We start from the raw sequence: 22615 nt of genomic DNA, 5'->3' as shown, positions 1-22615 counted from the left end.
ATCAGACGAAGGGTTTAGGCTCGTGTTCTTCTTCCAAGGCCTTTGGGTGATGCTCTACCACTTCGTCAGCAGAACCTGGGTTCTCGTCGACGATAGGGGCAGTGTGCTCCACCACAGTTTCAGCGACCGGGGCTGGCGCCTCGACCACTTCGGCTACAGCCGGTGCGGCAGCGGCTGCGGCAGCAGCGGCGGCTTCAGCTTCCTTGCGGCGACGACGCACTTCACGTGGGTCGTTCGGCGCACGGCCGTTTTCGGTCAGTGCGCTGACCACTGGGGCAGCTTCAACCACCGGCGCGGCGACTTCGGCAACCACTGGCGTCTCAACCACTGGCGCAGGCTCGGCAACCACAACCGGGGCGGCTTCAACCACTTCGGCGACCGGGGCCGGCGCTTCTTCTACCACAGGGGCGGGGGCTGGCACTTCAACTGGAGCGGCAGGCTCGGCAGTCCACTGGAAGGCGGTCTGTTCTTCGCGAACTTCACGCACAGCCGGGGCCGCTGCTTCGACAACCGGGGCTTCAACCACTGGCTGAGGCTCAGCAACCGCTTCAGGCTCGGTAGCGGTAACTTCGGCTTCCGGCTGGGCTTCACGAACCGGTGCAACCTCCACTTCCGGAACCACGGGGGCTTCGATCGGGGTGGTGGCTTCGACAACCGGTGCTTCAACGACTGGGGTTTCAGCGACAGGCGCTTCTACCGCATGCGTTTCTTCGACGGCGGCAGTGGCGCGTTCAGCCTGTTCGTGAGCCTGGGCTTCAGCAGGTGCGCTGATGACCGAGCTGGCAACAGCGGCGGTTACGGCCAGGCCGGCAGCCAGTTCGGTGCCAGTGGGTTCGCTGGTGGCGGCTTCTGCGTTCTCGCCGGTCTCTTCCGAGCCTTCGATCACATTGCCGTTGGCATCACGTTGACGCTCGCGACGGTTGCTGCGACGACGCTGGCCACGGGAGCGGCGGCGTGGACGATCGCCTTCGGCGTTGTCCTGGCCGTCTTCCTGCAGTTGCTCTTCGCCGGTCAGCACTTCTTCTTCGCTGGCGGCAGGGGCTTGCTCGGCACGAGGTTGACGTTCTTCACGCGGAGCACGTGGTTGACGTTCTTCACGTGGCGCACGTTCTTCACGCGGTTGGCGAGCCGGGCGTTCTTCAGTCGAGGCAGTAACTGCAACAGCAGCACCGGCAACGGCTGGCGCAGCGTCCAGTGGCTCGCGCAGTTCGCGCACACGTTCTTCACGTTCGCCACGTGGCTTGCGATCTTCACGCGGAGCACGTGGGGTACGCGGTGCGCGCTCTTCGCGCGGTGCACGTTCTTCACGGGCTACGGCCGGAGTGTCTTCACGGGCTTCGCGAGGCGCACGCTCTTCACGTGGTGCGCGCTCTTCACGCGGGGCACGTTCTTCGCGCGGCTTGCGCTCTTCGTCACGACGACCATTGCGGTTGCGGCTTTGCTGGCGACCGTTGCGACGCTCTTCGTTGCGAGCCGGGCGTTCGGTGGCTGGTTTTTCAACCACTACCGGTGCAGCAGGCTCTTCCTTGGTGGCGAACAGGCTGACCAGCGACTTCACCAGGCCCTTGAACAGGCTTGGTTCAGGCAGGGCGGCTGGCGCGGCAACCGGTGCGGCGGCTTCAACCGGAACCGGTGCATTGGCACGGGCTGGCGCGGTCTTCACGGCGGCTTCCTGGCGAACCAGGGTGCGGGTCGCGGCGGCAGGCTGCACTTCTTCCACTTCGGCAGCGGCAGCCGCGATTTCGTAGCTGGACTGGCCGCTGTGGGCTTCCGGGCTGTCATCACGCAGGCGCTGCACTTCGAAGTGCGGCGTCTCGAGGTGATCGTTCGGCAGGATCACGATACGGGCACGGGTGCGCAGTTCGATCTTGGTGATCGAGTTGCGTTTTTCGTTGAGCAGGAACGCGGCCACCGGGATCGGCACTTGCGCGCGGACTTCGGCGGTGCGGTCTTTCAGCGCTTCTTCTTCGATCAGGCGCAGGATCGCCAGGGACAGCGATTCAACGTCACGGATGATGCCGGTGCCGTTGCAACGCGGGCAGACGATGCCGCTGCTCTCGCCCAGGGATGGACGCAGGCGCTGACGGGACATTTCCAGCAGGCCGAAGCGCGAGATGCGGCCGACTTGCACGCGGGCACGGTCAGCTTCCAGGCATTCGCGGACTTTCTCTTCCACGGCGCGCTGGTTCTTGGCTGGGGTCATGTCGATGAAGTCGATCACGATCAGGCCGCCGATATCACGCAGGCGCAGTTGGCGGGCGATTTCTTCAGCCGCTTCCAGGTTGGTCTGCAGGGCGGTTTCTTCGATGTCGCTACCTTTCGTGGCACGCGCCGAGTTGATGTCGATGGACACCAGGGCTTCGGTCGGGTCGATCACGATGGAGCCACCGGAAGGCAGTTCGACCACGCGCTGGAAGGCGGTCTCGATCTGGCTTTCGATCTGGAAACGGTTGAACAGCGGAACGCTGTCTTCGTACAGCTTGATCTTGCTGGCGTACTGCGGCATCACCTGGCGGATGAAGGTCAGGGCTTCATCCTGGGCTTCAACGCTGTCGATCAGCACTTCGCCGATGTCCTGGCGCAGGTAGTCGCGGATAGCGCGGATGATGACGTTGCTTTCCTGGTAGATCAGGAACGGCGCGGAACGATCCAGGGACGCTTCTTTGATAGCGGTCCACAGTTGCAGCAGGTAGTCGAGGTCCCACTGCATTTCCTCGCTGCTGCGGCCCAGGCCGGCAGTGCGAACGATCAGGCCCATGTCGGCCGGTGCAACCAGGCCGTTCAGCGCTTCGCGCAGTTCGTTGCGCTCTTCGCCTTCGATGCGACGGGAAATGCCGCCGGCACGTGGGTTGTTCGGCATCAGTACCAGGTAGCGGCCGGCCAGGCTGATGAAGGTGGTCAGGGCGGCGCCCTTGTTGCCACGTTCTTCTTTTTCGACCTGGACGATGACTTCCTGGCCTTCGCTCAGGACGTCCTTGATGTTCACGCGGCCTTCAGGGGATTTCTTGAAGTATTCGCGGGAAATTTCTTTGAGGGGCAGGAAGCCGTGGCGCTCGGAGCCGAAATCGACAAAGGCAGCCTCAAGGCTCGGTTCGATGCGAGTAATACGGCCTTTATAGATGTTGGCCTTCTTTTGCTCGCGTGCACCGGATTCGATGTCCAGGTCGTAGAGGCGTTGGCCATCTACCAGTGCAACACGCAACTCTTCGGGTTGAGTTGCGTTAATCAGCATTCTTTTCATGTTGTACCGTCGGTTTCCGGGCTGCCGGAAACGGCGTTCGGCACACACGACTTCTCACGGTCGGTGTCAGGTGCGTCAAGAGTGGTTGGCCACTCCAGTGTCCAGCAATAACCGGCCAATTGGGCTGGTATCGCGACGGACGCGTCCTGCTTGTTAGCGGTGGTGACAAAGGCACCACTTCAACAAAAGCTAAGGTCAGGAGGAGGAATCAACCGGCGACTGTGGACGAGATGAAGCGTCTATATATAAGCCTAGTGCTACACGGTCCGACGGTTGTGCATCTCCACCCTACACGTATCCCTGATAATTCGGGTGCTGCCGCGCGCAGAATCCGCAGCGGGTTGGCATTTACCGTGTTCTCCAATGGGGAGTCCACGCTCATGGCTAAACAAGACTAGGTGTGGGCGACTGCGCTCTCACTCAGCTCTTAACAGGCGTTGTTTCCGAAGCATTCGCCATGGTGTGTCCCAAGACTGACTGCACTTTGTGAACTGGCCGTAAATATCGGCGCAGAAGACGAGTATTCACTCTGCTTTCTGCACTCGCTTCAGGCCTCATGTCACCTGCGCTTGTTACAATCTCGGGCCTTCCAAGGTGGTGAAAGCCCCGTAGGACGGCCTCGCGTCCTGATGAATTGCGATGGTCAGGGCCGGCAGTTTGCCGCTAGTCCTCTGTCCAGGCCGCTTTTGGCGGCGTTCGCGACTATAGCAGCAATGATTAAGTGCTTCAATTCCATAAAAAATTGTTATCATCGCCGCCATGACGACTACCGCCCCCCAGACCCCCAGCGTCCAGCTGCTTGAGGTCTCGCCGGAATATGCCGGCCAACGCATCGACAATTTTCTCCTGGCCAGGCTCAAAGGCGTGCCCAAGACCTTGATTTACCGCATCTTGCGTAAAGGCGAAGTGCGTGTGAACAAGGGCCGTATCAAGCCCGAGTACAAGCTGCAGGCGGGCGATATCGTTCGTGTGCCGCCGGTGCGCGTGCCTGAGCGTGACGAGCCCGTGCCATTGGCCCAGGGCCTGTTGCAGCGCCTCGAGGCCTCGATTGTCTTCGAAGACAGCAAGCTGATCGTGATCAACAAGCCGTGCGGCATTGCGGTTCACGGGGGCAGCGGCCTGAACTTCGGCGTGATCGAAGCCTTTCGTCAGCTGCGTCCGGATGCCAAGGAGCTGGAGCTGGTCCACCGCCTGGACCGTGACACCTCCGGCCTGCTCATGATCGCCAAGAAGCGCAGCATGTTGCGCCATCTGCACACAGCCCTGCGTGGCGATGGCGTGGACAAGCGCTACATGGCGCTGGTGCGTGGCAACTGGGCCAGTTCGATCAAGAGCGTCCGCGCGCCGTTGCAGAAGAGCAACCTGCGCTCCGGCGAGCGCATGGTCGAAGTGGACGAGGAGGGCAAAGAGGCCCTGACCCTGTTCAAGGTGCTGCGCCGCTTCGGTGACTTCGCCACTCTGGTCGAAGCCAAGCCCGTCACCGGTCGTACCCACCAGATTCGCGTGCACACCCTGCATGCGGGCCACTGCATTGCGGGCGATACCAAATATGGCGACGAGGATTTCTCCAAGGAAATCCGGGAGCTGGGCGGCAAACGCCTGTTCCTGCACGCCTATATGCTCACCGTGCCGCTGCCCGATGGCGGTGAATTGAAACTGCAGGCGCCGGTCGATGACATGTGGGCCAAGACCGTGGAGCGTTTGAGTGTCGCACCTTGATTACAAGCTGCTGATTTTCGATTGGGACGGCACCCTGGCCAACTCCATTGGCCGGATCGTCGAATCCATTCACATTGCCTCCAACCGCTCGGGCTTCGAGCCGTGCACTGATCTCGCGGTCAAGGGCATTATCGGCCTCGGCCTGCCGGAGGCGATTCGTACCTTGTACCCGCACATCGCTGACGCTGAGTTGGTCGCTTTCCGTGGGCACTACGTCGATCACTACATGGCCCTGGAGGCCGAGCCGTCGCCGCTGTTTGATGGGGTGGTGCAGTCCCTGGACGCTTTTCGCGCCGAGGGCTATCACCTGGCCGTCGCCACCGGTAAGTCCCGTCGCGGGTTGGACCGGGTGCTCGAGGCGTATGGTTGGGAAGATTATTTCGACATCACCCGCGCCGCTGACGAAACCGCCAGCAAGCCCCATCCCCTGATGCTTGAGCAGATCCTGGCCCATTGCGGCGTGTCGCCGCGCCAGGCGCTGATGGTGGGCGACGCTTCCTTCGACCTGATGATGGCGCGCAACGCTGGCATGGACAGTGTGGCGGTCAGTTATGGCGCCCAGGCTGCCGAGGCGTTGCAGCCATATGAGCCCAGGCTGACGATCGATCATTTTTCTGAATTGCAGGCCTGGCTCGGCCGGGCCCAATAAGTCTTTGCTGGGGTAGTTGGCATGAGTGATGAGTGGAAAGCACCGGAAAAGGCCAGTGACGACAAGGCCGATGACAAAAGCTGGAAGCTGTTGGAGAAGACTCTCCTGGCCAGCGTGCAGGAACAGCGTCGTTCGCGGCGTTGGGGGATTTTCTTCAAGCTGCTGACCTTTGTTTACCTGCTGGGCATGCTGGCGCTGTTCAGCCCGCTGATGGACATGGAAAAAAGCGCCACCCGTGGCAGCCACTACACGGCCCTGATCGAGGTGCGTGGGGTGATCGCCGACAAGGAGGCCGCCAGCGCCGACAATATTGTCAGCAGCCTGCGCGCGGCCTTTGAAGACCCCAAGGTCAAGGGCGTGATCCTGCGCATCAACAGCCCCGGTGGCAGCCCGGTACAGTCGGGCTATGTGTATGACGAGATTCGTCGCCTGCGCGGGCTGCATCCGGAGATCAAGCTGTATGCGGTCATTTCCGATCTCGGCGCTTCGGGTGCCTATTACATTGCAAGCGCCGCTGACCAGATTTATGCCGACAAGGCCAGCCTGGTCGGCTCCATTGGTGTGACGGCGGCCGGTTATGGCTTTGTCGGCACCATGGAGAAGCTGGGGGTGGAGCGTCGGACCTACACCTCGGGCGAGCATAAGGCGTTCCTTGACCCGTTCCAGCCGCAAAAGGCGGATGAAACCCAGTTCTGGCAAGGCGTGCTCGACACCACTCATCGCCAGTTTATCGCTAGCGTCAAGCAGGGGCGTGGGGATCGTCTGAAGGATAAAGAGCATCCGGAGTTGTTCTCCGGTCTGGTGTGGTCGGGCGAGCAAGCATTGCCACTGGGTCTGATCGATGGCTTGGGCAGTGCCAGTTCGGTGGCGCGGGATGTGATTGGCGAGAAGGACCTGGTGGATTTCACCGTTGAAGAATCGCCGTTTGATCGTTTTTCCAAGAAGCTCGGTGCCAGCGTGGCTGAGAAGCTGGCGCTGTACATGGGCTTCCAGGGCCCGGCGCTGCGCTGAGATTTCGATAGAGGTGGGAGGGGGCTTGCCCCCGATAGCGGTGGGTCAGCTACAGATAAGCTGACTGAATTACCGCTGTCGGGAGCAAGTCGAATCGTCGCGTCGCCCGTCCCGCATTGGGTTTTGCAGCGTTCTTAAGGGATTTGCACGCCTTCGCTGAGTAGCATATCCACCAGCCGAATCAGGGGTAAGCCGACAAGACTGGTCGCGTCCGGCCCTTCGGTGCTCTGGAACAGGCTCACGCCCAGCCCTTCAGCCTTGAAGCTGCCCGCGCAGTCATACGGCTGCTCGATCCGCAGGTAGCGCTCGATGCGCGCTGCATCCAACTCGCGCATGTGCACGGTAAAGGGTATGCAGTCCACCTGGCAGTGCCCCGTCTCGCTGTTAAGCAGGGCCAGGCCGGTGAGGAAGCTGACACGTTTGCCACTGGCAGCCAATAATTGCTCGCGCGCGTTTTCGAACGTGTGAGGCTTGCCGATGATGCGGCCTTCCAGCGCGGCGACCTGGTCGGAGCCGATGATCAAATGTCCAGGATGGCTGGCGGCGAGGGCACGGGCTTTCTGTTCGGCCAGGCGTTTGACCAGATCCGTGGCCGACTCATTTGCAGCGTGGCTTTCGTCGATATCCGGCGAGCTGCAGGTGAACGGCAGGTGCAGGCGGCTCAGCAATTCCCGGCGATAAACCGAGCTGGAAGCGAGTAATAAAGGCAGCATGGACGTCTCCTCAAGGCAGCCGCCGATTCTAGCGGCGCGACCGGCCGACGCACAGGGCTGAATTTCCTTTGACATGGCTGGGGGCATCCCTATAATGCTGCGCCTATGTTGAATGACCCGATTCCACCTCACGTTGACCCGCGCAAATTGGCTGATCGTGGCACTTCCCTTCAAGGTGAGTTGCTGCTGGCCGATTTGGAGAGACTCTGCGACCCGCTTTCCGACACTGTCGGTACGGTGCAGGCCAAATTCGTTTTTGAACGAGATGAACGTAAATCTGTGGTAATCCACAGCTTTATCGACACCGAGGTCAAAATGGTTTGCCAGCGTTGTCTTGAGCTGGTCACCCTGCCGATCCACAGCGAGTGCAGTTATGCTGTGGTGAAGGAGGGTGCGAATACCCAGTCGTTGCCGAAAGGTTATGACGTGCTGGAACTGGGCGAAGATCCTTTGGATCTGCATGCACTGATCGAGGAGGAGCTTCTGCTCGCCTTGCCCATTGTGCCTGCTCATCATCCGGAAGAATGCCAGCAGCCGGCGGGCCTCGATGACGAGCCCGAACCGAGCGAGGACGAGGTAACGCGGTCCAACCCGTTCAGTGTATTGGCGCAGTTAAAGCGTGACCCAAACGTTTAGGAGTTAATCAATTATGGCTGTTCAGCAGAACAAAAAATCCCGCTCTGCCCGTGACATGCGTCGTTCGCACGACGCTCTCGAGGCTAGCACCCTGTCCGTAGAAAAGACCACCGGTGAAGTTCACCTGCGTCACCACGTATCGCCAGAAGGCGTATACCGTGGCCGTAAAGTGATCGACAAGGGCGCTGACGAGTAATCACTTGTCTGCTCAAGTCATCGCGATTGACGCAATGGGCGGGGACTTCGGTCCCCGCAGCATTGTTCAGGCCTGCATTGCCAGCCTGGCTGCCACACCCTCGCTGCACCTGACCCTTGTCGGTCAACCCTCCCTCCTTGAAGAACTGATTGCCAGCCATCCGGCGGTGGATCGCGCGCGCCTGACGATTACGCCGGCCAGCGAAACCATCAGCATGGATGACAAGCCGGCGGCGGCCCTGCGTGGCAAGCCCGATTCTTCGATGCGGGTAGCCCTTGAGTTGTTGCACGACGGCAAGGTGCAAGCCTGCGTCAGCGCCGGCAATACCGGTGCATTGATGGCATTGTCGCGGCATGTGCTCAAGACCCTGCCGGGGATTGACCGGCCGGCGATGGTGGCGGCGATTCCGACGCAGAAAGGCTATTGCCAACTGCTGGACCTGGGCGCGAATGTCGATTGCAGTGCCGAGCACCTGTTTCAGTTCGCCGTGATGGGCTCGGTGGCCGCCGAAGCGCTGGGTGTGGTCCGGCCGAGAGTGGCCTTGCTGAACATCGGTACCGAGGACATCAAGGGCAATCAGCAGGTGAAGCTCGCCGCTACCCTCTTGCAGGGCGCGCGGGGCTTGAACTACATCGGCTTTGTCGAAGGCGACGGTTTGTACCGTGGCGAAGCGGATGTGGTGGTGTGCGACGGTTTTGTCGGCAATATCCTGCTCAAGTCCAGCGAAGGCCTGGCCACCATGATCGCGATGCGCATCGAAGCGTTGTTCAAGCAGAGCCTGGCGTCACGCATGGTGGGCGCCCTGGCGCTGCCGTTGATGCGCCGCCTGCAGGCTGACCTGGCGCCAGCGCGGCATAACGGCGCAAGTTTTCTTGGCTTGCAGGGCATTGTGGTCAAAAGCCACGGCTCGGCGGGGGTGCAGGGCTTCCAAAGCGCTATTGCGCGTGCGCTTATCGAGATCCAGGAAAACCTGCCTCAACGTTTGCACGGCCGTCTAGAGGATCTGTTGCCTTAGGCGAATCGGCTCGGGAATGCTTAAATGTGACCGACCAGTTCAATTGACCATCCAATCTGTCAGTTTCGTGCGCTCCCACCATTCATTTTAAGATCGGGAGCGACCATTTCCGACGACCCGATCATTTAGGGGCTTGTTACATGTCTACATCCCTCGCATTCGTCTTTCCAGGGCAGGGTTCGCAGTCCCTCGGCATGTTGGCCGAGCTGGGCGCGCAATATCCGCTGATCCTGGAAACCTTCAAGGAAGCTTCCGATGCCCTGGGTTACGACCTGTGGGCGTTGACCCAGCAGGGGCCGGAAGAGCAACTCAATCAAACCGATAAAACCCAACCGGCGATCCTGACCGCTTCGATTGCCCTGTGGCGCCTGTGGCTGGCTGAAGGCGGCGCACGCCCGGCATTCGTGGCCGGTCACAGCCTGGGCGAATACAGCGCCCTGGTGGCGGCGGGCAGCCTGACCCTGGGCGAGGCGGTCAAGCTGGTCGAGCGTCGTGGCCAACTGATGCAGGAAGCCGTTCCGGCTGGGCAGGGCGGCATGGCCGCTATCCTCGGCCTGGACGATGCGGTCGTGATTGAGGCCTGCGCCGAAGCCGCCCAGGGCGAAGTGGTCAGCGCAGTGAACTTCAACTCCCCTGGCCAGGTGGTGATCGCCGGTGCCAAGGCGGCGGTCGAGCGTGCCATCGAAGGCTGCAAGGCCCGTGGCGCCAAGCGTGCGCTGCCGTTGCCGGTGAGCGTGCCGTCCCATTGCGAGTTGATGCGTCCGGCAGCCGAGCGGTTTGCCGAGTCCATCGCCGCCATCAACTGGCAGGCGCCGCAGATTCCGCTGGTGCAGAACGTCAGCGCGGCGGTTGCACCTGATCTCGAGACCCTCAAGCGCGACCTGTTGGAGCAGCTCTACAAGCCGGTACGCTGGGTTGAGTCGGTACAGACCCTGGCCGCCAATGGCGCCACCGAGCTGGTTGAATGCGGCCCGGGCAAGGTCCTGGCTGGCCTGAACAAGCGTTGCGCCGACGGTGTGTCGACCGCCAATCTCAATACCCCGGATGCCTTCGCTGCCGCTCTCGCGGCACTGGCCTGACCCCTGATCCCCGAACTTAGGAGAAGCCTGCATGAGTCTGCAAGGTAAAGTTGCACTGGTTACCGGCGCCAGCCGTGGCATTGGCCAGGCCATCGCCCTGGAACTGGGCCGTCAGGGCGCCGTTGTCATTGGCACCGCCACTTCCGCTTCGGGCGCCGAGCGTATCGCCGCGACCTTGAAGGAAAACGGTGTCCAAGGCACTGGCCTTGAGCTGAATGTGACCAGCGATGAGTCCGTGGCTGCGGTACTGGCCGAGATCACCGCACAGTTCGGTGCGCCGGCAATTCTGGTGAATAACGCCGGTATCACCCGCGATAACCTGATGATGCGCATGAAAGACGACGAGTGGTACGACGTGGTCGACACCAACTTGAACAGTCTGTTTCGCCTGTCCAAGGGCGTTTTGCGCGGCATGACCAAGGCGCGCTGGGGCCGAATTATCAATATTGGCTCTGTAGTGGGTGCCATGGGCAACGCAGGCCAAGTAAACTACGCAGCCGCCAAGGCCGGTCTGGAAGGTTTCAGCCGTGCATTGGCGCGTGAAGTCGGCTCGCGGTCGATTACGGTCAACTCGGTGGCCCCAGGGTTCATCGATACCGATATGACCCGCGAACTGCCGGAAGCACAGCGTGAAGCCTTGCTGACGCAGATTCCGCTGGGCCGTCTGGGCCAGGCTCAAGAGATCGCGAATGTGGTCACTTTCCTGGCATCCGACGGTGCGGCATACGTGACTGGGGCTACAATCCCGGTGAACGGCGGGATGTACATGAGTTAAATTGTGACGGATCGCTTCAAAAAAATGTCATACGAGCTGTCTAAAATCCGTTATAAAGCTGCAACTTAATTTATAGGCAGGTGGCCTACGGGGTACAGGGTGAAGCTTTCAGTTGAAAAGCTGAAATGGCTTTCTATACACTTACTCACTGGCCAGCTGCCTGAATTTGTCCATTAGGAGTTAAACAAGGTATGAGCACCATCGAAGAGCGCGTCAAGAAAATCGTTGCCGAGCAACTGGGCGTCAAAGAAGAAGAAGTGATCAACACTGCTTCCTTCGTAGAAGACCTGGGTGCCGATTCCCTTGACACCGTTGAGCTGGTGATGGCTCTGGAAGAGGAATTCGAGACCGAAATCCCGGACGAAGAAGCTGAAAAAATCACTACTGTTCAAGCTGCTATCGACTACGTTACTAGCCACCAGGCGTAATAGTTTGTAGTCGTCGCTTGCTGTCAGGGAAAAACCGCACTGCTGTAACGGCGTGCGGTTTTTTCTTTAGCTCTGATGAAAAGTGGCTCTGAAGCAAAGTGTCGTCATCAAGAAAAAGGAGAGTGCTGTGTCGCGTAGACGCGTCGTAGTCACCGGTATGGGTATGTTGTCGCCACTGGGTACGGATGTGCCGAGCAGTTGGCAGGGCATTCTGGCTGGCCGCAGTGGTATTGGTCTGATCGAACACACGGACCTTTCTGCCTATTCCACCCGTTTTGGCGGCTCGGTAAAGGGTTTCAATGTCGAGGAATATCTCTCGGTCAAAGAGTCCCGCAAACTCGACCTGTTCATTCAATACGGCCTGGCAGCCGGTTTTCAGGCAGTGCGTAACGCCGGCCTGGAAGTGACCGACGCCAACCGTGAGCGTATCGGCGTCGCCATGGGATCGGGTATTGGCGGTCTGACCAATATCGAAGAAACCAGTCGCACGCTGCATGATTCCGGCCCCCGTCGAATTTCACCGTTCTTCGTTCCGGGCTCGATCATCAATATGATTTCCGGTTTCCTGTCCATCCACTTGGGTGCCCAGGGACCTAACTACGCCATTGCCACGGCGTGCACCACGGGCACTCACTGCATCGGCATGGCGGCGCGCAATATCGCCTATGACGAGGCGGATGTGATGATCGCCGGTGGCGCCGAAATGGCCGCCTGTGGCCTGGGCATGGGCGGCTTCGGCGCATCCCGTGCGCTGTCGACGCGCAATGACGAACCGACCCGTGCCAGCCGTCCATGGGACAAGGGCCGTGACGGTTTCGTACTGTCCGACGGTGCCGGTGCCCTGGTGCTCGAAGAACTGGAACACGCCAAGGCGCGGGGTGCCACCATCTACGCCGAGCTGATCGGCTTCGGCATGAGCGGCGACGCCTACCACATGACCTCGCCACCGGCCGATGGTGCTGGCGCTGCGCGTTGCATTACCAACGCCCTGCGCGATGCGAAGGTCAACCCGGACCAGGTGCAGTACATCAACGCCCACGGCACCTCGACCCCGACTGGCGACCTGGCGGAAGCCGAAGCCATCAGGTCGGTGTTCGGCGACCATGCCTACAAGCTGGCGGTCAGCTCTACCAAGTCCATGACCGGCCATCTGTTGGGTGCGGCGGGCGCGGTCGAGGCGATCTTCAGTGTGATGGCCATCAAGGATCAGGTCGCTCCGCCGACCATCAACCTCGATGAGCCGGACGAAGGTTGCGACCTGAACTTCGTGCCTCACGAAGCACAGCCGATGCCGATCGACGTGGTGATCTCCAACTCGTTCGGTTTCGGTGGCACCAACGGTTCCCTGGTGTTCCGCCGGTTCGCCGAGTGATGCACAGCTGGGTCGACGGTCAGCCAGCGGACAGCGTGCCCCTGAAGGATCGTGGCCTGGCTTATGGCGACGGCTTGTTTGAGACGATTGCCGTCAAGGCCGGGCAGCCCGTGCTGCTCGACCGCCACCTGCACCGCCTCGACGAGGGCTGCAGGCGGTTGGCACTGGTTGCGGATCCGGCGCTGATCCGCAGCGAAGTGCTGGCTTATGCCGCCGCCCTCGGCGACGGTGTTCTCAAGTTGATGCTCACCCGCGGCGACAGCCTGCGCGGTTATGGCATCAACCCCGGCGCTCCCGTGCGTCGGATCTTGCTGGGCAGTCCGCCCGCCACTTATCCCCCGGCCTATGGAACCGACGGTATCCGCCTGTTTCCGTGTGCCACCCGCTTGTCCGAACAACCGCTATTGGCGGGTCTCAAGCACCTCAACCGCCTGGAGCAAGTGCTTGCCCGCGCCGAATGGCAAGACGCCGAGCATGCCGAGGGCTTGATGCTGGATAGGTCCGGACGCGTCATCGAGGGCGTGTTCAGCAACTTGTTCCTGGTTTGCAACGGCTTGTTACTAACCGCCGATCTGGCGCGTTGCGGGGTTGCCGGTGTCATGCGCGCCGAGGTCCTGGCCCAGGCACAAGCGCTGGGCATCCCGGTGGCCGTGGCTGATATCAGCCTTGAGCAGTTGCAACAGGCTGATGAAGTCTTTGTGTGCAACAGCGTTTATGGCATTTGGCCGGTGCGCGACTGTGCTGCGATGAGCTGGTCGGTTGGCCCGCTCACCCGTAAACTGCAGGGCATTGTTCGCGCACTATTGGATATTTGAGTTGATACGAAAACTGGTTGTACTGCTGCTGATCGGTGTGTTCTCGGCGGCGTTGCTGTTGGGGTTTTCCGCCTGGAAACTCGATTCCTCCCTGAAGCAGCCGCTGAACCTGACGCAGGAGCAGTTGCTTGATGTGCCGGCAGGGGCCACCCCCACGGGTACCTTCAATCGCCTGGAGGCCGAGGGTGTGCTCGAAGGTGCCTTCTGGCTGCGCCTGTACTGGCGTTTCAACCTCGATGGACAGCCGCTGCACAGCGGCGAATATCGCATGACGCCTGGGATGACCGCCCAGGGCCTGATTGGCCTGTGGCAACGTGGCGAAGTGGTGCAATACAGCCTGACCCTGGTGGAAGGCTGGAATTTTCGCCAGGTTCGTTCGGCCCTGGCCAAGCATGAAAAGATCGTACAGACCCTCTCGGGCCTGAGTGACAGCGAGGTGATGGACAAGCTTGGCCATCCCGGCGTGTTCCCTGAAGGTCGGTTCTTTCCTGATACCTACCGTTTCGTGCGCGGCATGACCGATGTTGAATTCCTGAAAAAAGCCTACAACCGCCTGGACGATGTACTCGCCCAGGAATGGAGCAAGCGCGCCGCTGATGTGCCATACACCGACCCTTACCAAGCGCTGATCATGGCCTCCCTGGTGGAGAAAGAGACCGGTGTGCCGGAAGAACGTGGGCAGATCGCCGGGGTGTTCGTGCGCCGCATGAAGATCGGCATGCTCCTGCAGACCGACCCGACGGTGATCTACGGCCTGGGGGAGCGCTACAACGGCAAGTTGACCCGCGCCCACCTCAAGGAAGCCAACCCCTACAACACCTACATGGTGGCCGGTCTGCCGCCGACGCCGATCGCCATGGTCGGCCGCGAGGCGATTCATGCTGCGCTGAACCCGGTGCCGGGCAGCAGCCTGTATTTCGTCGCCCGTGGCGATGGCAGCCATATTTTCTCCGATAACCTGGATGCGCATAATGCCGCCGTGCGTGAGTTCCAGCTCAAGCGTCGCGCCGATTATCGCTCCAGCCCGGCGCCGGTGGTAAAACCGCCGGAAGACCCGACGCCCCCCGCCGATACTCCAGCTCAAGCGCCGGCGGAGCCTGCACCGGACACCGTCGCGCCGCAAAGCCCGCAATGACTCTGACTAAGGACTGCCTGTGACTGGCTTGTTTATTACCCTGGAAGGCCCGGAAGGCGCCGGCAAAAGCACCAACCGCGATTACCTGGCCGAGTGCTTGCGCGCCGAGGGTATCGAAGTGGTGTTGACCCGTGAACCGGGCGGCACGCCGCTGGCCGAGCGTATCCGCGAGGTGCTGCTGACCCCAGGTGACGAACAGATGAACCCGGACACCGAGCTGTTGCTGGTGTTTGCCGCACGTGCCCAGCACCTGGCCGAGGTGATTCGCCCGGCCCTGGCCCGTGGTGCGGTGGTGATTTGTGATCGCTTCACCGATTCCACCTATGCCTACCAGGGCGGTGGCCGGGGTTTGTCGCTGGAGCGCATTGCCACCCTGGAAACCTTTGTGCAGGGCGATTTGCGCCCTGACCTGACCCTGGTGTTCGACCTCCCGGTGGAAGTCGGCCTGGCGCGTGCCAGTGCCCGTGGTCGCCTCGATCGCTTCGAGCTGGAAGGCCAGGCGTTTTTCGAGGCGGTGCGCAGCGCATTCCTTGCGCGCGCCAAGGCTGAACCGGCGCGTTATTACCTGCTGGACGCCGCGCAGCCGCTGGCCCGGGTGCAACAGGCCATTGACGCTTTGTTGCCGACACTGTTGGAGCGCGCCCGTGGCTGAAGCCTACCCCTGGCAGGATAGCCTCTGGCAGCAGTTGGCCGGCCGTGCCCAGCACGCCCACGCCTATTTGCTGCACGGGCCGGCGGGGATCGGCAAGCGCGCCCTCGCCGAACGCCTGATGGCCAGCCTGTTGTGCCAGCGTCCGGTCAACCTGGAAGCCTGCGGCGAGTGCAAATCCTGCCTGTTGCTCAAGGCCGGTAGCCACCCGGACAACTATCTGCTGGAGCCCGAGGAAGCCGACAAGGCGATCAAGGTCGACCAGGTCCGCGACCTTGTCGGTTTCGTGGTGCAAACCGCACAGATGGGCGGGCGCAAGGTGGTGTTGATCGAGCCGGTGGAAGCAATGAACATCAATGCCGCCAACGCCTTGCTCAAAAGCCTGGAAGAACCTTCCGGCGATACGGTGCTGTTGCTGGTCAGTCACCAGTCCAGCCGCTTGTTGCCGACCATTCGCAGCCGGTGCGTGCAGCAGGCGTGCCCGTTGCCGAGCGAGGCCATGAGCTTGCGGTGGCTGGCACAGGCGCTGCCGGAGTGCGCCGAAGACGAACGGGTCGAGTTACTGACCCTGGCCGCCGGTTCACCCCTGGCAGCGGTGAAGCTGCACGCCCAGGGCGTGCGCGAGCAACGGGCGCTGGTGGTGGATGGCGTGAAAAAACTGCTCAAGCAGGAGCTGTCCGCTACTCAGTTGGCCGAAGCCGCCTGGAAAGACATCCCCTTGCTGCTGCTGTTCGACTGGTTCTGCGACTGGTCGAGCCTGATCCTGCGCTACCAGTTGACCCAGGATGAACAGGGCCTGGGCCTGCCGGACATGCGCAAGGTGGTGCAGTACCTGGCGCAGAAAAGTGCCCAGGACAAGGTGCTCAATATCCAGGACTGGATCCTCGCCCAGCGCCAGAAGGTGCTCGGCAAGGCCAACCTCAACCGCGTGCTGTTGCTCGAAGCGCTGCTGGTGCAGTGGGTCGGCTTGCTCGGCCGCCGTTAATTTCCGTGGCCGACGGGTGTATCGTTGGCCAGGCCCTTTCCGTGACTTAAGTCGTAATTTCCTATGCTCGTAGATTCCCATTGCCACCTTGATCGCCTTGACCTTGCCCAGCATGGCGGTTCCCTTGATGCCGCCCTCGAAGCCGCCCGCCAGCGCGGGGTAGGACACTTCCTGTGCATCGGCGTCAGTGCCGACAACGCCGCTGACGTCAAAGCCCTCGCCGATCGCTATGCCGATGTGGATTGCTCGGTGGGTGTCCACCCGTTGGACCTCAAGCCCGGTGAGGCCCCGGCCCTCGACTGGCTGTTGGGGGAGCTGAACCACCCGCGCGTGGTCGCCATTGGCGAGACCGGCCTGGATTACCACTACGAACCCGAAGCCGCCGAGTTGCAGCAGGCATCGTTTCGCCTGCACCTGCAAGCCGCCCGGCAGACCGGTAAACCAGTGATTGTCCACACCCGCGGTGCTCGCGCCGATACCCTGGCCCTGCTGCGCGAAGCCGCGCTCCCCCAGGCAGGCGTGCTGCATTGTTTCACCGAAGACTGGGACATGGCCAAGGCTGCCCTGGACCTGGGGTTCTATATCTCCCTGTCGGGCATCGTGACTTTCCGCAATGCCGATGCCTTGCGGGATGTGGCGCGCCAAGTACCGGTCGACCGTCTGCTGGTGGAAACCGACTCGCCGTATCTGGCGCCCATACCCCATCGCGGCAAGCCAAACCTGCCGGAGTATGTGCGGGATGTGGCGGATTACCTGGCGATGCTGCGCGGTGAGTCATATGAGCGCTTTGCCGAACAGACCACTGCGAACTTCAAGCGCCTGTTCCCGCAGGCCCATGTGGCCGGGTAACGGGGCCGGACAAATCGCAGGCAAAAAAAACCCGGGTTCTGGGGGGGCGAATCCGGGCTAAGACCATTAGGAGTAAAACAAGGGCACGCGGTCCGTTGGTACCCAGGTCGACGCTTCACTTGGGGGAGATGTCGCGCCGACAGTTGAAGTATTGATCAGTATCCGATTCAGTCCAGTCGCGGCTGGTCGTTTCTTAAACAGATTTGGAATACGTGCGCTTCGCTTGAGTTCTCATTGAGCCGGTGCCCAGCTGTAGTTGTTGCGTATTATTTCTGACTGATAAGCATGAAATCGTTGGCGGACTGAAAGTAAAGTGCGCAACGGGTTCACATAGACGTTGCCCAACGACCGTTCAGTCGGGATAATCCCTCGCATCGGGTAAATCGTATCGCCACGTATCCGTGGCCCTGCGCAACCCTCCCTAATACCGACCTCTGCAGACCTCTTCCTCATGCACAAAGAACCCCGTAAGGTCCGTGAGTTTCGCCGCCGTGAGCAGGAAATTCTCGACACTGCACTCAAGTTGTTCCTCGAACAAGGTGAAGACAGCGTCACCGTCGAGATGATTGCGGATGCCGTGGGTATCGGCAAAGGCACGATCTACAAGCATTTCAAATCCAAGGCCGAAATCTACCTGCGCCTGATGCTCGACTACGAGCGCGACTTGAACGAGTTGCTGCACTCGGCCGATGTCGACAAGGACAAGGAGGCCCTGTCCCGGGCCTATTTCGAATTCCGCATGCGTGACCCGCAGCGCTATCGCCTGTTCGACCGCCTGGAAGAAAAAGTGGTCAAGGGCCACCAGGTGCCGGAAATGGTCGAGGAACTGCACAAGATCCGCGCCTCGAACTTCGAACGCCTGACCCTGCTGATCAAGGGTCGCATCAGTGAAGGCAAGCTTGAAGATGTGCCGCCGTACTTCCACTACTGTGCCGCCTGGGCCTTGGTGCATGGCGCCGTGGCGCTGTACCACTCGCCGTTCTGGAGCAATGTGCTGGAAGATCAGGAAGGTTTCTTCCAGTTCCTGATGGACATCGGTGTGCGCATGGGCAACAAGCGCAAGCACAGCACCGAGCAGCCACACGCCCCCGCTGAAACGCCTGCCACGTAATGATTTGCTGCCAGGTGCAGTAACCCAGGAATATACTCAGGCAAGGATCTTGCTAAAAGCTGATTTATCAGTCAGTTTTTAGCGCGCCCCGAATCATCCTCTGCCGGAGTGATCCATGATCGTTGATCGTCAAGGCAGGCGTTTTCGCAATTTGCGGATCAGCCTGACCTCAGCCTGCAATTACGCGTGTACCTACTGCGTGCCAAACGGCAAGCGGCTGGTGGCTGCCCAGGACGAACTCTCGGCCGAGGCCATGGCCCGTGGCGTGGCCTATCTGATTGAAGCGGCGGGTATCGAGCGCCTGCGTATCACCGGCGGCGAGCCGCTGGTCAGCCCCAAACTCGAAGCCTTCATGGGCGCCGTGGGTGGGATGGGCCTCAGTGATATCAGCCTGACCACTAATGGCCAGTTACTTGCGCGCAAACTGCCGCTGCTGGTGGACGCCGGTATCCGGCGTATCAACGTTTCCCTCGACACCCTGGACGCCGACGCCTTCCGCAGCATCGCCCGTGGCGGTGACCTGGCCACCGTGCTCGATGGCATGGACCAGGCCCGCGCGGCCGGGATCAAGATCAAGGTCAATATGGTGCCGTTGCGCGGGCAGAACCTCGACCAGGTGATGCCCCTGCTCGACTATTGCCTGGAGCGTGGCTATGAATTGCGCTTTATCGAGTTGATGCGCATGGGCCACCTGGCCAAGGACTCCAATGCGTTTCTGCAGCAATTCGTCAGCTTGCAGCAACTGCTTGGTCTGATCGGCGAACACCATGAATACCTGCAAGCCAACGCACCGGTAGATGCCACGGCCGTTCGCTACGAAGTGCCGGGCAAAGGCTTTTTTGGCGTGATCGCCAACGAAAGCGTGCCGTTCTGCCGCACCTGCTCGCGGCTGCGGCTGTCGTCGACCGGTTGGCTGCATGGCTGCCTGTCGTCGAGCAACCGGCACTACGTCGGCGACCTGCTGGACAAGCCGCGTCACCAGGCGCTGCCGGCCTTGCAGGGCCTGTTGGTCAAGGCGCTGGGCGATAAACAGGAAGTCGCGTTCTCCGGCGGCGCGACGGTCATGAAGATCATCGGCGGCTAACGCTATCCCGAAGATGACACATCACCCACATTTGATTTGAGCTGCCCTCAAGCTGGCGCAGAACCTGCATCTTGAGCCCATTCGCCGGTTTTCCGTCACCGGCTTCTGGAGGATTAGGATGCGTAGTCTGGTTTTGTTGCTGGCGTCGTTGACGTTGAGTGGTTGCATGACCGTCAGCGATATGGCCGAAGGCACCCGCTATCAGATGAGCGATGCCGGGTTGCTCGACCATAGCGATACTCGCCGTACCGCCTCGGTTCGCATCCAGCCGGACTCCTTTGTGTTTATCGCCCAAGGCGCTTTCGTACCACCGGGCAGTGCCTATCCGCGTCCGAACGTGGTAGCCGAGGAAGCCTTCAACGGCTTCGTCGAATACTTCCCCATGGTGCGCCGCGCCCGTCAGCCCGAAGGGCTTGAGCAGGCCATGGCCGAAGCCCGTGCGGCCGGTGCCCATTACTTGCTGTACTGCCGTTTTGCCGCGGCGGATGACCGTATCGGCAACGCCGATGAGTGGACCGACCAGCAGGCCCTCGACCGCCTCGGCCTGGACAGCGGTGTGATCCAGATCATGTTGATCGAGACCAGCACCCAGTATTTGATTGATACTGCACGTATTCGCAATCGTGGCGGTTTACTGACGTTCCACGACAACAAGCCCGAAGATCTGATTGCCCGGCCCCTGGCGCAGTACGCCCGAGGCCTGCTGGGCATGGGGGACCAGTAAGGCCAGCACGTAAAAGAGGGATAACACCATGACCGATTCCGCCAAGGCCAATGACCTGTTGGCCCAACTGCCCAAGGGCAAGGGGCCGGCGCCGGTGCATCTGTGGAACCCGGACTTCTGCGGCCATATCGACATGCGTATCGCCCGTGATGGCACCTGGTTCTACCAGGGCACGCCCATCGGGCGTAAGCCGATGGTCAAGTTGTTCTCCAACATCCTTCGCCGTGATGGCGACGATTACTTCTTGGTCACCCCTGTAGAAAAGGTGGGCATCAGCGTCGATGATGCGCCCTTTGTCGCGGTAACCCTGGATGTCGAAGGGCAGGGCGAAAGCCAGGTGTTGCGCTTTACCACCAACGTCGATGATCAAATCGAGGCTGGCCTCGAACACCCGCTGCGGGTAGTGATCGACCCCGACACTCAAGAACCGTCCCCCTATCTGCGTGTGCGCACCAACCTCGAAGCGCTGATTCACCGCAATGTGTTCTACCAATTGGTGGAGCTGGCCGTGAGCCGTCCGATCAACGGTCAGAACTGGCTCGGTGTGTGGAGCGGCGGGGAGTTTTTCCGTATCGGGCGGGAGCCCTGAGGGCGGTTTTTTCATTCCTTTGAAATAATTCGCTTGCTGTGATCGGGCGCTTTCGGTTATCAATTTGTACATGATTAGACATGTTCGATTTGATAAGAAAAAACGCGTCGTCGACGAGCTCATCCGCCGTATCGAGGGTGGGGTGATGGCCGACGGTTTCCTGCTACCGGGCGAGCACCAGTTGGCCGAAGAGTTTGCGGTCAGTCGTGGCACCTTGCGTGAGGCCCTGGCCGAGCTCAAGCGCCGTAATTACATCGCCACCCAGAGTGGCGTGGGTTCCATCGTCACCTTTGACGGCATGGTGCTTGACCAGCGCAGCGGTTGGGCCCAGGCCCTGGCCGACACGGGCGCGCTGGTGACCACCGATATCCTGCGCTTCGAAGCCGTGACCCGCGCGGACCTGTTCAGCCGTTTCGGCAACGATCAATTTATTGCCCTCGACCGCCGTCGGCGCACCACCGACGGCACCGCCGTGTCCCTGGAACGCTCGTTGATGCCGGCGACCGGTGGCCTGGAAAGCCTGCCCCGTGTGGGCCTGATCGACAACTCCCTGACCATCACCCTGGCCGCCTACGGTTATGTCGGCGCCGAGGGCGACCAGTGGATCGGCGCCGAGCCGCTGAGCGAGGAAGACGCCGAATTGCTCGGTCGCCCGGCAGGCACGGTATTTCTCAAGGCGTCGCGTACCACCTACGACCGTCGCGAGCGCTTCATGGAGCACGTCGAAAGCTTGCTCGACCCTCTGCACTTTCGCCTGCACCTGCAGTTTGGAACGTCGAAATGACCCCGATGCTTCGCGCTCTTGGCGCTTTCTATGGCCTGGCCCTGGGCGATGCCTTGGGCATGCCCACCCAATCCTTGAGCCGTGAACAGGTCAAGGCGCGCTTCGGTGCGATCACTGCCCTGGAAGATGCTGACGCCAACCAGCCCATCGCGCCGAACATGCCCGCTGGCTCCATCACCGATGACACCGAACAGGCGATTCTGGTCGGCGAGTTGCTGGTGGAAGGCCACGGCAAGATCGACTCCACTGTGCTCGCCCAGCGCCTGATCGACTGGGAAGCGGTGATGCGTGCCAAGGGCTCCCAGGATTTGCTCGGGCCTTCGACCAAGCGCGCCATCGACATGATCCTCGCCGGGCACACCCCGGAAGAAGCCGGACGCTACGGCACCACCAATGGCGCGGCGATGCGCATCACGCCGGTGGGCATCGCCGCCGATGTGCGCGACCCGGCGCAGTTTCTCCAGGCGGTGATCCAGGCGTGCCAGGTCACCCACAACACCACCCTGGGCATCTCCAGTGCGGCGGCGGTGGCCGCCGTGGTATCGGCGGGCATCAACGGTGTGGACCTGGGCGAAGCCTTGAACATCGGCACCCAGCTCGCCCAGCAAGCCGAAAGCCATGGCCACTGGATTGCGGGCGGGCGTATTTCCACGCGCATCAGTTGGGCGCGGACCTTGAGCGTCGGCAGTGGCGACAAGGCGCTGTTCGCCGACCTGCTCTATGAATTGATCGGCACCTCCGTCGCGTCCCAGGAGTCGGTGGTGGTGTCGTTCGCCCTCGCGCAGCAAGTGGCGTCGGGCGAAATGAACGCATTTGAAGCCCTGTGCCTGGCCGCCAGCCTGGGGGGCGATACCGACACCATCGCCGCAATGCTCGGGGCCATGTTGGGGGCGTGCCTGGGCATGCAGTGCTGGCCTGAAGCGATGATCGAACAGGTCAAGCGGGTCAATGGCCTGGATCTACAGGCGCTGGTGCAGGGGCTGCTGACCATTCGGTAAGCCCCGCAAACAAACAGGTGGGAGCGGGCCTGCTCGCGTCAGCGGTGTATCCGCCCCG

The 22615-nt window shown here is 61.2% G+C and carries 23 protein-coding genes; 21 read left to right on the top strand and 2 right to left on the bottom strand.

Annotation, left to right across the window (positions count from 1 at the left end; translation table 11 throughout):
* Position 1 precedes the first annotated feature (1 nt).
* A complete protein-coding gene (rne, locus tag P2T68_RS28460) occupies positions 2-3232 on the bottom strand; it encodes a ribonuclease E (protein WP_277378622.1) in 3231 nt (1076 codons plus the stop codon).
* A 768-nt stretch (positions 3233-4000) separates the two neighbouring features.
* Between rne and rluC the strand changes: the two genes are divergently transcribed.
* Genes rluC through P2T68_RS28445 form a run of 3 tightly spaced genes read left to right on the top strand, consistent with a single transcriptional unit; the run spans position 4001 to position 6620 of the window.
* A complete protein-coding gene (gene rluC / locus P2T68_RS28455; protein WP_024076968.1) occupies positions 4001-4960 on the top strand; it encodes a 23S rRNA pseudouridine(955/2504/2580) synthase RluC in 960 nt (319 codons plus the stop codon).
* On the top strand, positions 4947-5609 hold the full coding sequence (locus P2T68_RS28450) for an HAD-IA family hydrolase (RefSeq protein ID WP_024076967.1): 663 nt from the start codon (positions 4947-4949) through the stop codon (positions 5607-5609). Before rluC ends, P2T68_RS28450 begins: the two co-directional genes overlap by 14 nt.
* 21 nt (positions 5610-5630) lie before the next feature.
* On the top strand, positions 5631-6620 hold the full coding sequence (locus P2T68_RS28445; protein WP_168232590.1) for a S49 family peptidase: 990 nt from the start codon (positions 5631-5633) through the stop codon (positions 6618-6620).
* Between the two features lie 134 nt (positions 6621-6754).
* Here the strand turns inward: P2T68_RS28445 and P2T68_RS28440 are convergent, their stop codons facing one another.
* The gene (locus tag P2T68_RS28440; RefSeq protein WP_024076965.1) at positions 6755-7333 is read right to left on the bottom strand and encodes a nucleoside triphosphate pyrophosphatase; all 579 of its coding nucleotides are present in this window, start codon (positions 7331-7333) and stop codon (positions 6755-6757) included.
* A gap of 105 nt (positions 7334-7438) precedes the next feature.
* Here P2T68_RS28440 and P2T68_RS28435 point away from each other — a divergent pair, with 105 nt between their 5' ends.
* The 18 genes from P2T68_RS28435 (at position 7439) to P2T68_RS28350 (ending at position 22557) form a co-directional block, all read left to right on the top strand.
* Entirely contained in the window at positions 7439-7969 is a 531-nt protein-coding gene (locus P2T68_RS28435) for a YceD family protein (protein WP_010566563.1), read from the top strand.
* A 13-nt stretch (positions 7970-7982) separates the two neighbouring features.
* A complete protein-coding gene (gene rpmF / locus P2T68_RS28430) occupies positions 7983-8165 on the top strand; it encodes a 50S ribosomal protein L32 (protein ID WP_003179396.1) in 183 nt (60 codons plus the stop codon).
* Between the two features lie 4 nt (positions 8166-8169).
* The gene (plsX, locus tag P2T68_RS28425; protein ID WP_024076964.1) at positions 8170-9180 is read left to right on the top strand and encodes a phosphate acyltransferase PlsX; all 1011 of its coding nucleotides are present in this window, start codon (positions 8170-8172) and stop codon (positions 9178-9180) included.
* Positions 9181-9320: 140 nt separating this feature from the next.
* Positions 9321-10259, top strand: a complete 939-nt coding sequence (gene fabD, locus P2T68_RS28420) for an ACP S-malonyltransferase (protein ID WP_024076963.1) — start codon at positions 9321-9323, stop codon at positions 10257-10259.
* A 31-nt stretch (positions 10260-10290) separates the two neighbouring features.
* Positions 10291-11034 (top strand): 3-oxoacyl-ACP reductase FabG, encoded by a 744-nt coding sequence (gene fabG / locus P2T68_RS28415; protein ID WP_015885432.1) that lies wholly within the window; start codon positions 10291-10293, stop codon positions 11032-11034.
* A 191-nt stretch (positions 11035-11225) separates the two neighbouring features.
* Positions 11226-11462 carry an acyl carrier protein gene (gene acpP / locus P2T68_RS28410; protein ID WP_024076962.1) on the top strand — a complete coding sequence of 79 codons (237 nt, stop codon included), beginning with the start codon at positions 11226-11228 and terminating at the stop codon, positions 11460-11462.
* 127 nt (positions 11463-11589) lie between these two features.
* Positions 11590-12834 carry a beta-ketoacyl-ACP synthase II gene (gene fabF, locus P2T68_RS28405; protein WP_024076961.1) on the top strand — a complete coding sequence of 415 codons (1245 nt, stop codon included), beginning with the start codon at positions 11590-11592 and terminating at the stop codon, positions 12832-12834.
* Positions 12834-13649: an aminodeoxychorismate lyase gene (pabC, locus tag P2T68_RS28400; RefSeq protein WP_102624085.1), complete on the top strand. Its 816-nt coding sequence runs from the start codon at positions 12834-12836 to the stop codon at positions 13647-13649. Before fabF ends, pabC begins: the two co-directional genes overlap by 1 nt.
* 1 nt (position 13650) lies before the next feature.
* On the top strand, positions 13651-14784 hold the full coding sequence (gene mltG / locus P2T68_RS28395; RefSeq protein WP_024076959.1) for an endolytic transglycosylase MltG: 1134 nt from the start codon (positions 13651-13653) through the stop codon (positions 14782-14784).
* Positions 14785-14803: 19 nt separating this feature from the next.
* Entirely contained in the window at positions 14804-15436 is a 633-nt protein-coding gene (tmk, locus tag P2T68_RS28390; RefSeq protein WP_024076958.1) for a dTMP kinase, read from the top strand.
* Positions 15429-16418, top strand: coding sequence for a DNA polymerase III subunit delta' (locus P2T68_RS28385; RefSeq protein ID WP_150296035.1), 990 nt, complete (start codon positions 15429-15431; stop codon positions 16416-16418). Before tmk ends, P2T68_RS28385 begins: the two co-directional genes overlap by 8 nt.
* A gap of 63 nt (positions 16419-16481) precedes the next feature.
* The gene (locus P2T68_RS28380) at positions 16482-17267 is read left to right on the top strand and encodes a TatD family hydrolase (protein ID WP_069076845.1); all 786 of its coding nucleotides are present in this window, start codon (positions 16482-16484) and stop codon (positions 17265-17267) included.
* A gap of 451 nt (positions 17268-17718) precedes the next feature.
* Positions 17719-18378 (top strand): TetR/AcrR family transcriptional regulator, encoded by a 660-nt coding sequence (locus P2T68_RS28375; protein ID WP_024076955.1) that lies wholly within the window; start codon positions 17719-17721, stop codon positions 18376-18378.
* Positions 18379-18493: 115 nt separating this feature from the next.
* Positions 18494-19462, top strand: coding sequence for a radical SAM protein (locus P2T68_RS28370; RefSeq protein ID WP_024076954.1), 969 nt, complete (start codon positions 18494-18496; stop codon positions 19460-19462).
* Between the two features lie 118 nt (positions 19463-19580).
* The gene (locus P2T68_RS28365; protein ID WP_024076953.1) at positions 19581-20186 is read left to right on the top strand and encodes a DUF4823 domain-containing protein; all 606 of its coding nucleotides are present in this window, start codon (positions 19581-19583) and stop codon (positions 20184-20186) included.
* A gap of 28 nt (positions 20187-20214) precedes the next feature.
* Positions 20215-20775: a DUF1285 domain-containing protein gene (locus P2T68_RS28360; protein ID WP_024076952.1), complete on the top strand. Its 561-nt coding sequence runs from the start codon at positions 20215-20217 to the stop codon at positions 20773-20775.
* A 70-nt stretch (positions 20776-20845) separates the two neighbouring features.
* Positions 20846-21559 (top strand): GntR family transcriptional regulator, encoded by a 714-nt coding sequence (locus P2T68_RS28355; protein ID WP_277378619.1) that lies wholly within the window; start codon positions 20846-20848, stop codon positions 21557-21559.
* Positions 21556-22557, top strand: coding sequence for an ADP-ribosylglycohydrolase family protein (locus P2T68_RS28350; RefSeq protein WP_024076950.1), 1002 nt, complete (start codon positions 21556-21558; stop codon positions 22555-22557). The genes P2T68_RS28355 and P2T68_RS28350 overlap by 4 nt, the downstream gene beginning before the upstream one ends.
* Positions 22558-22615: the final 58 nt, after the last annotated feature.

Origin of the sequence: Pseudomonas sp. G11 (assembly GCF_029457515.1) — a bacterium.
In the GTDB taxonomy this organism is placed as follows: Bacteria; Pseudomonadota; Gammaproteobacteria; order Pseudomonadales; family Pseudomonadaceae; genus Aquipseudomonas; species Aquipseudomonas gorinensis.
This window is presented reverse-complemented; position numbering and strand designations above follow the sequence as displayed.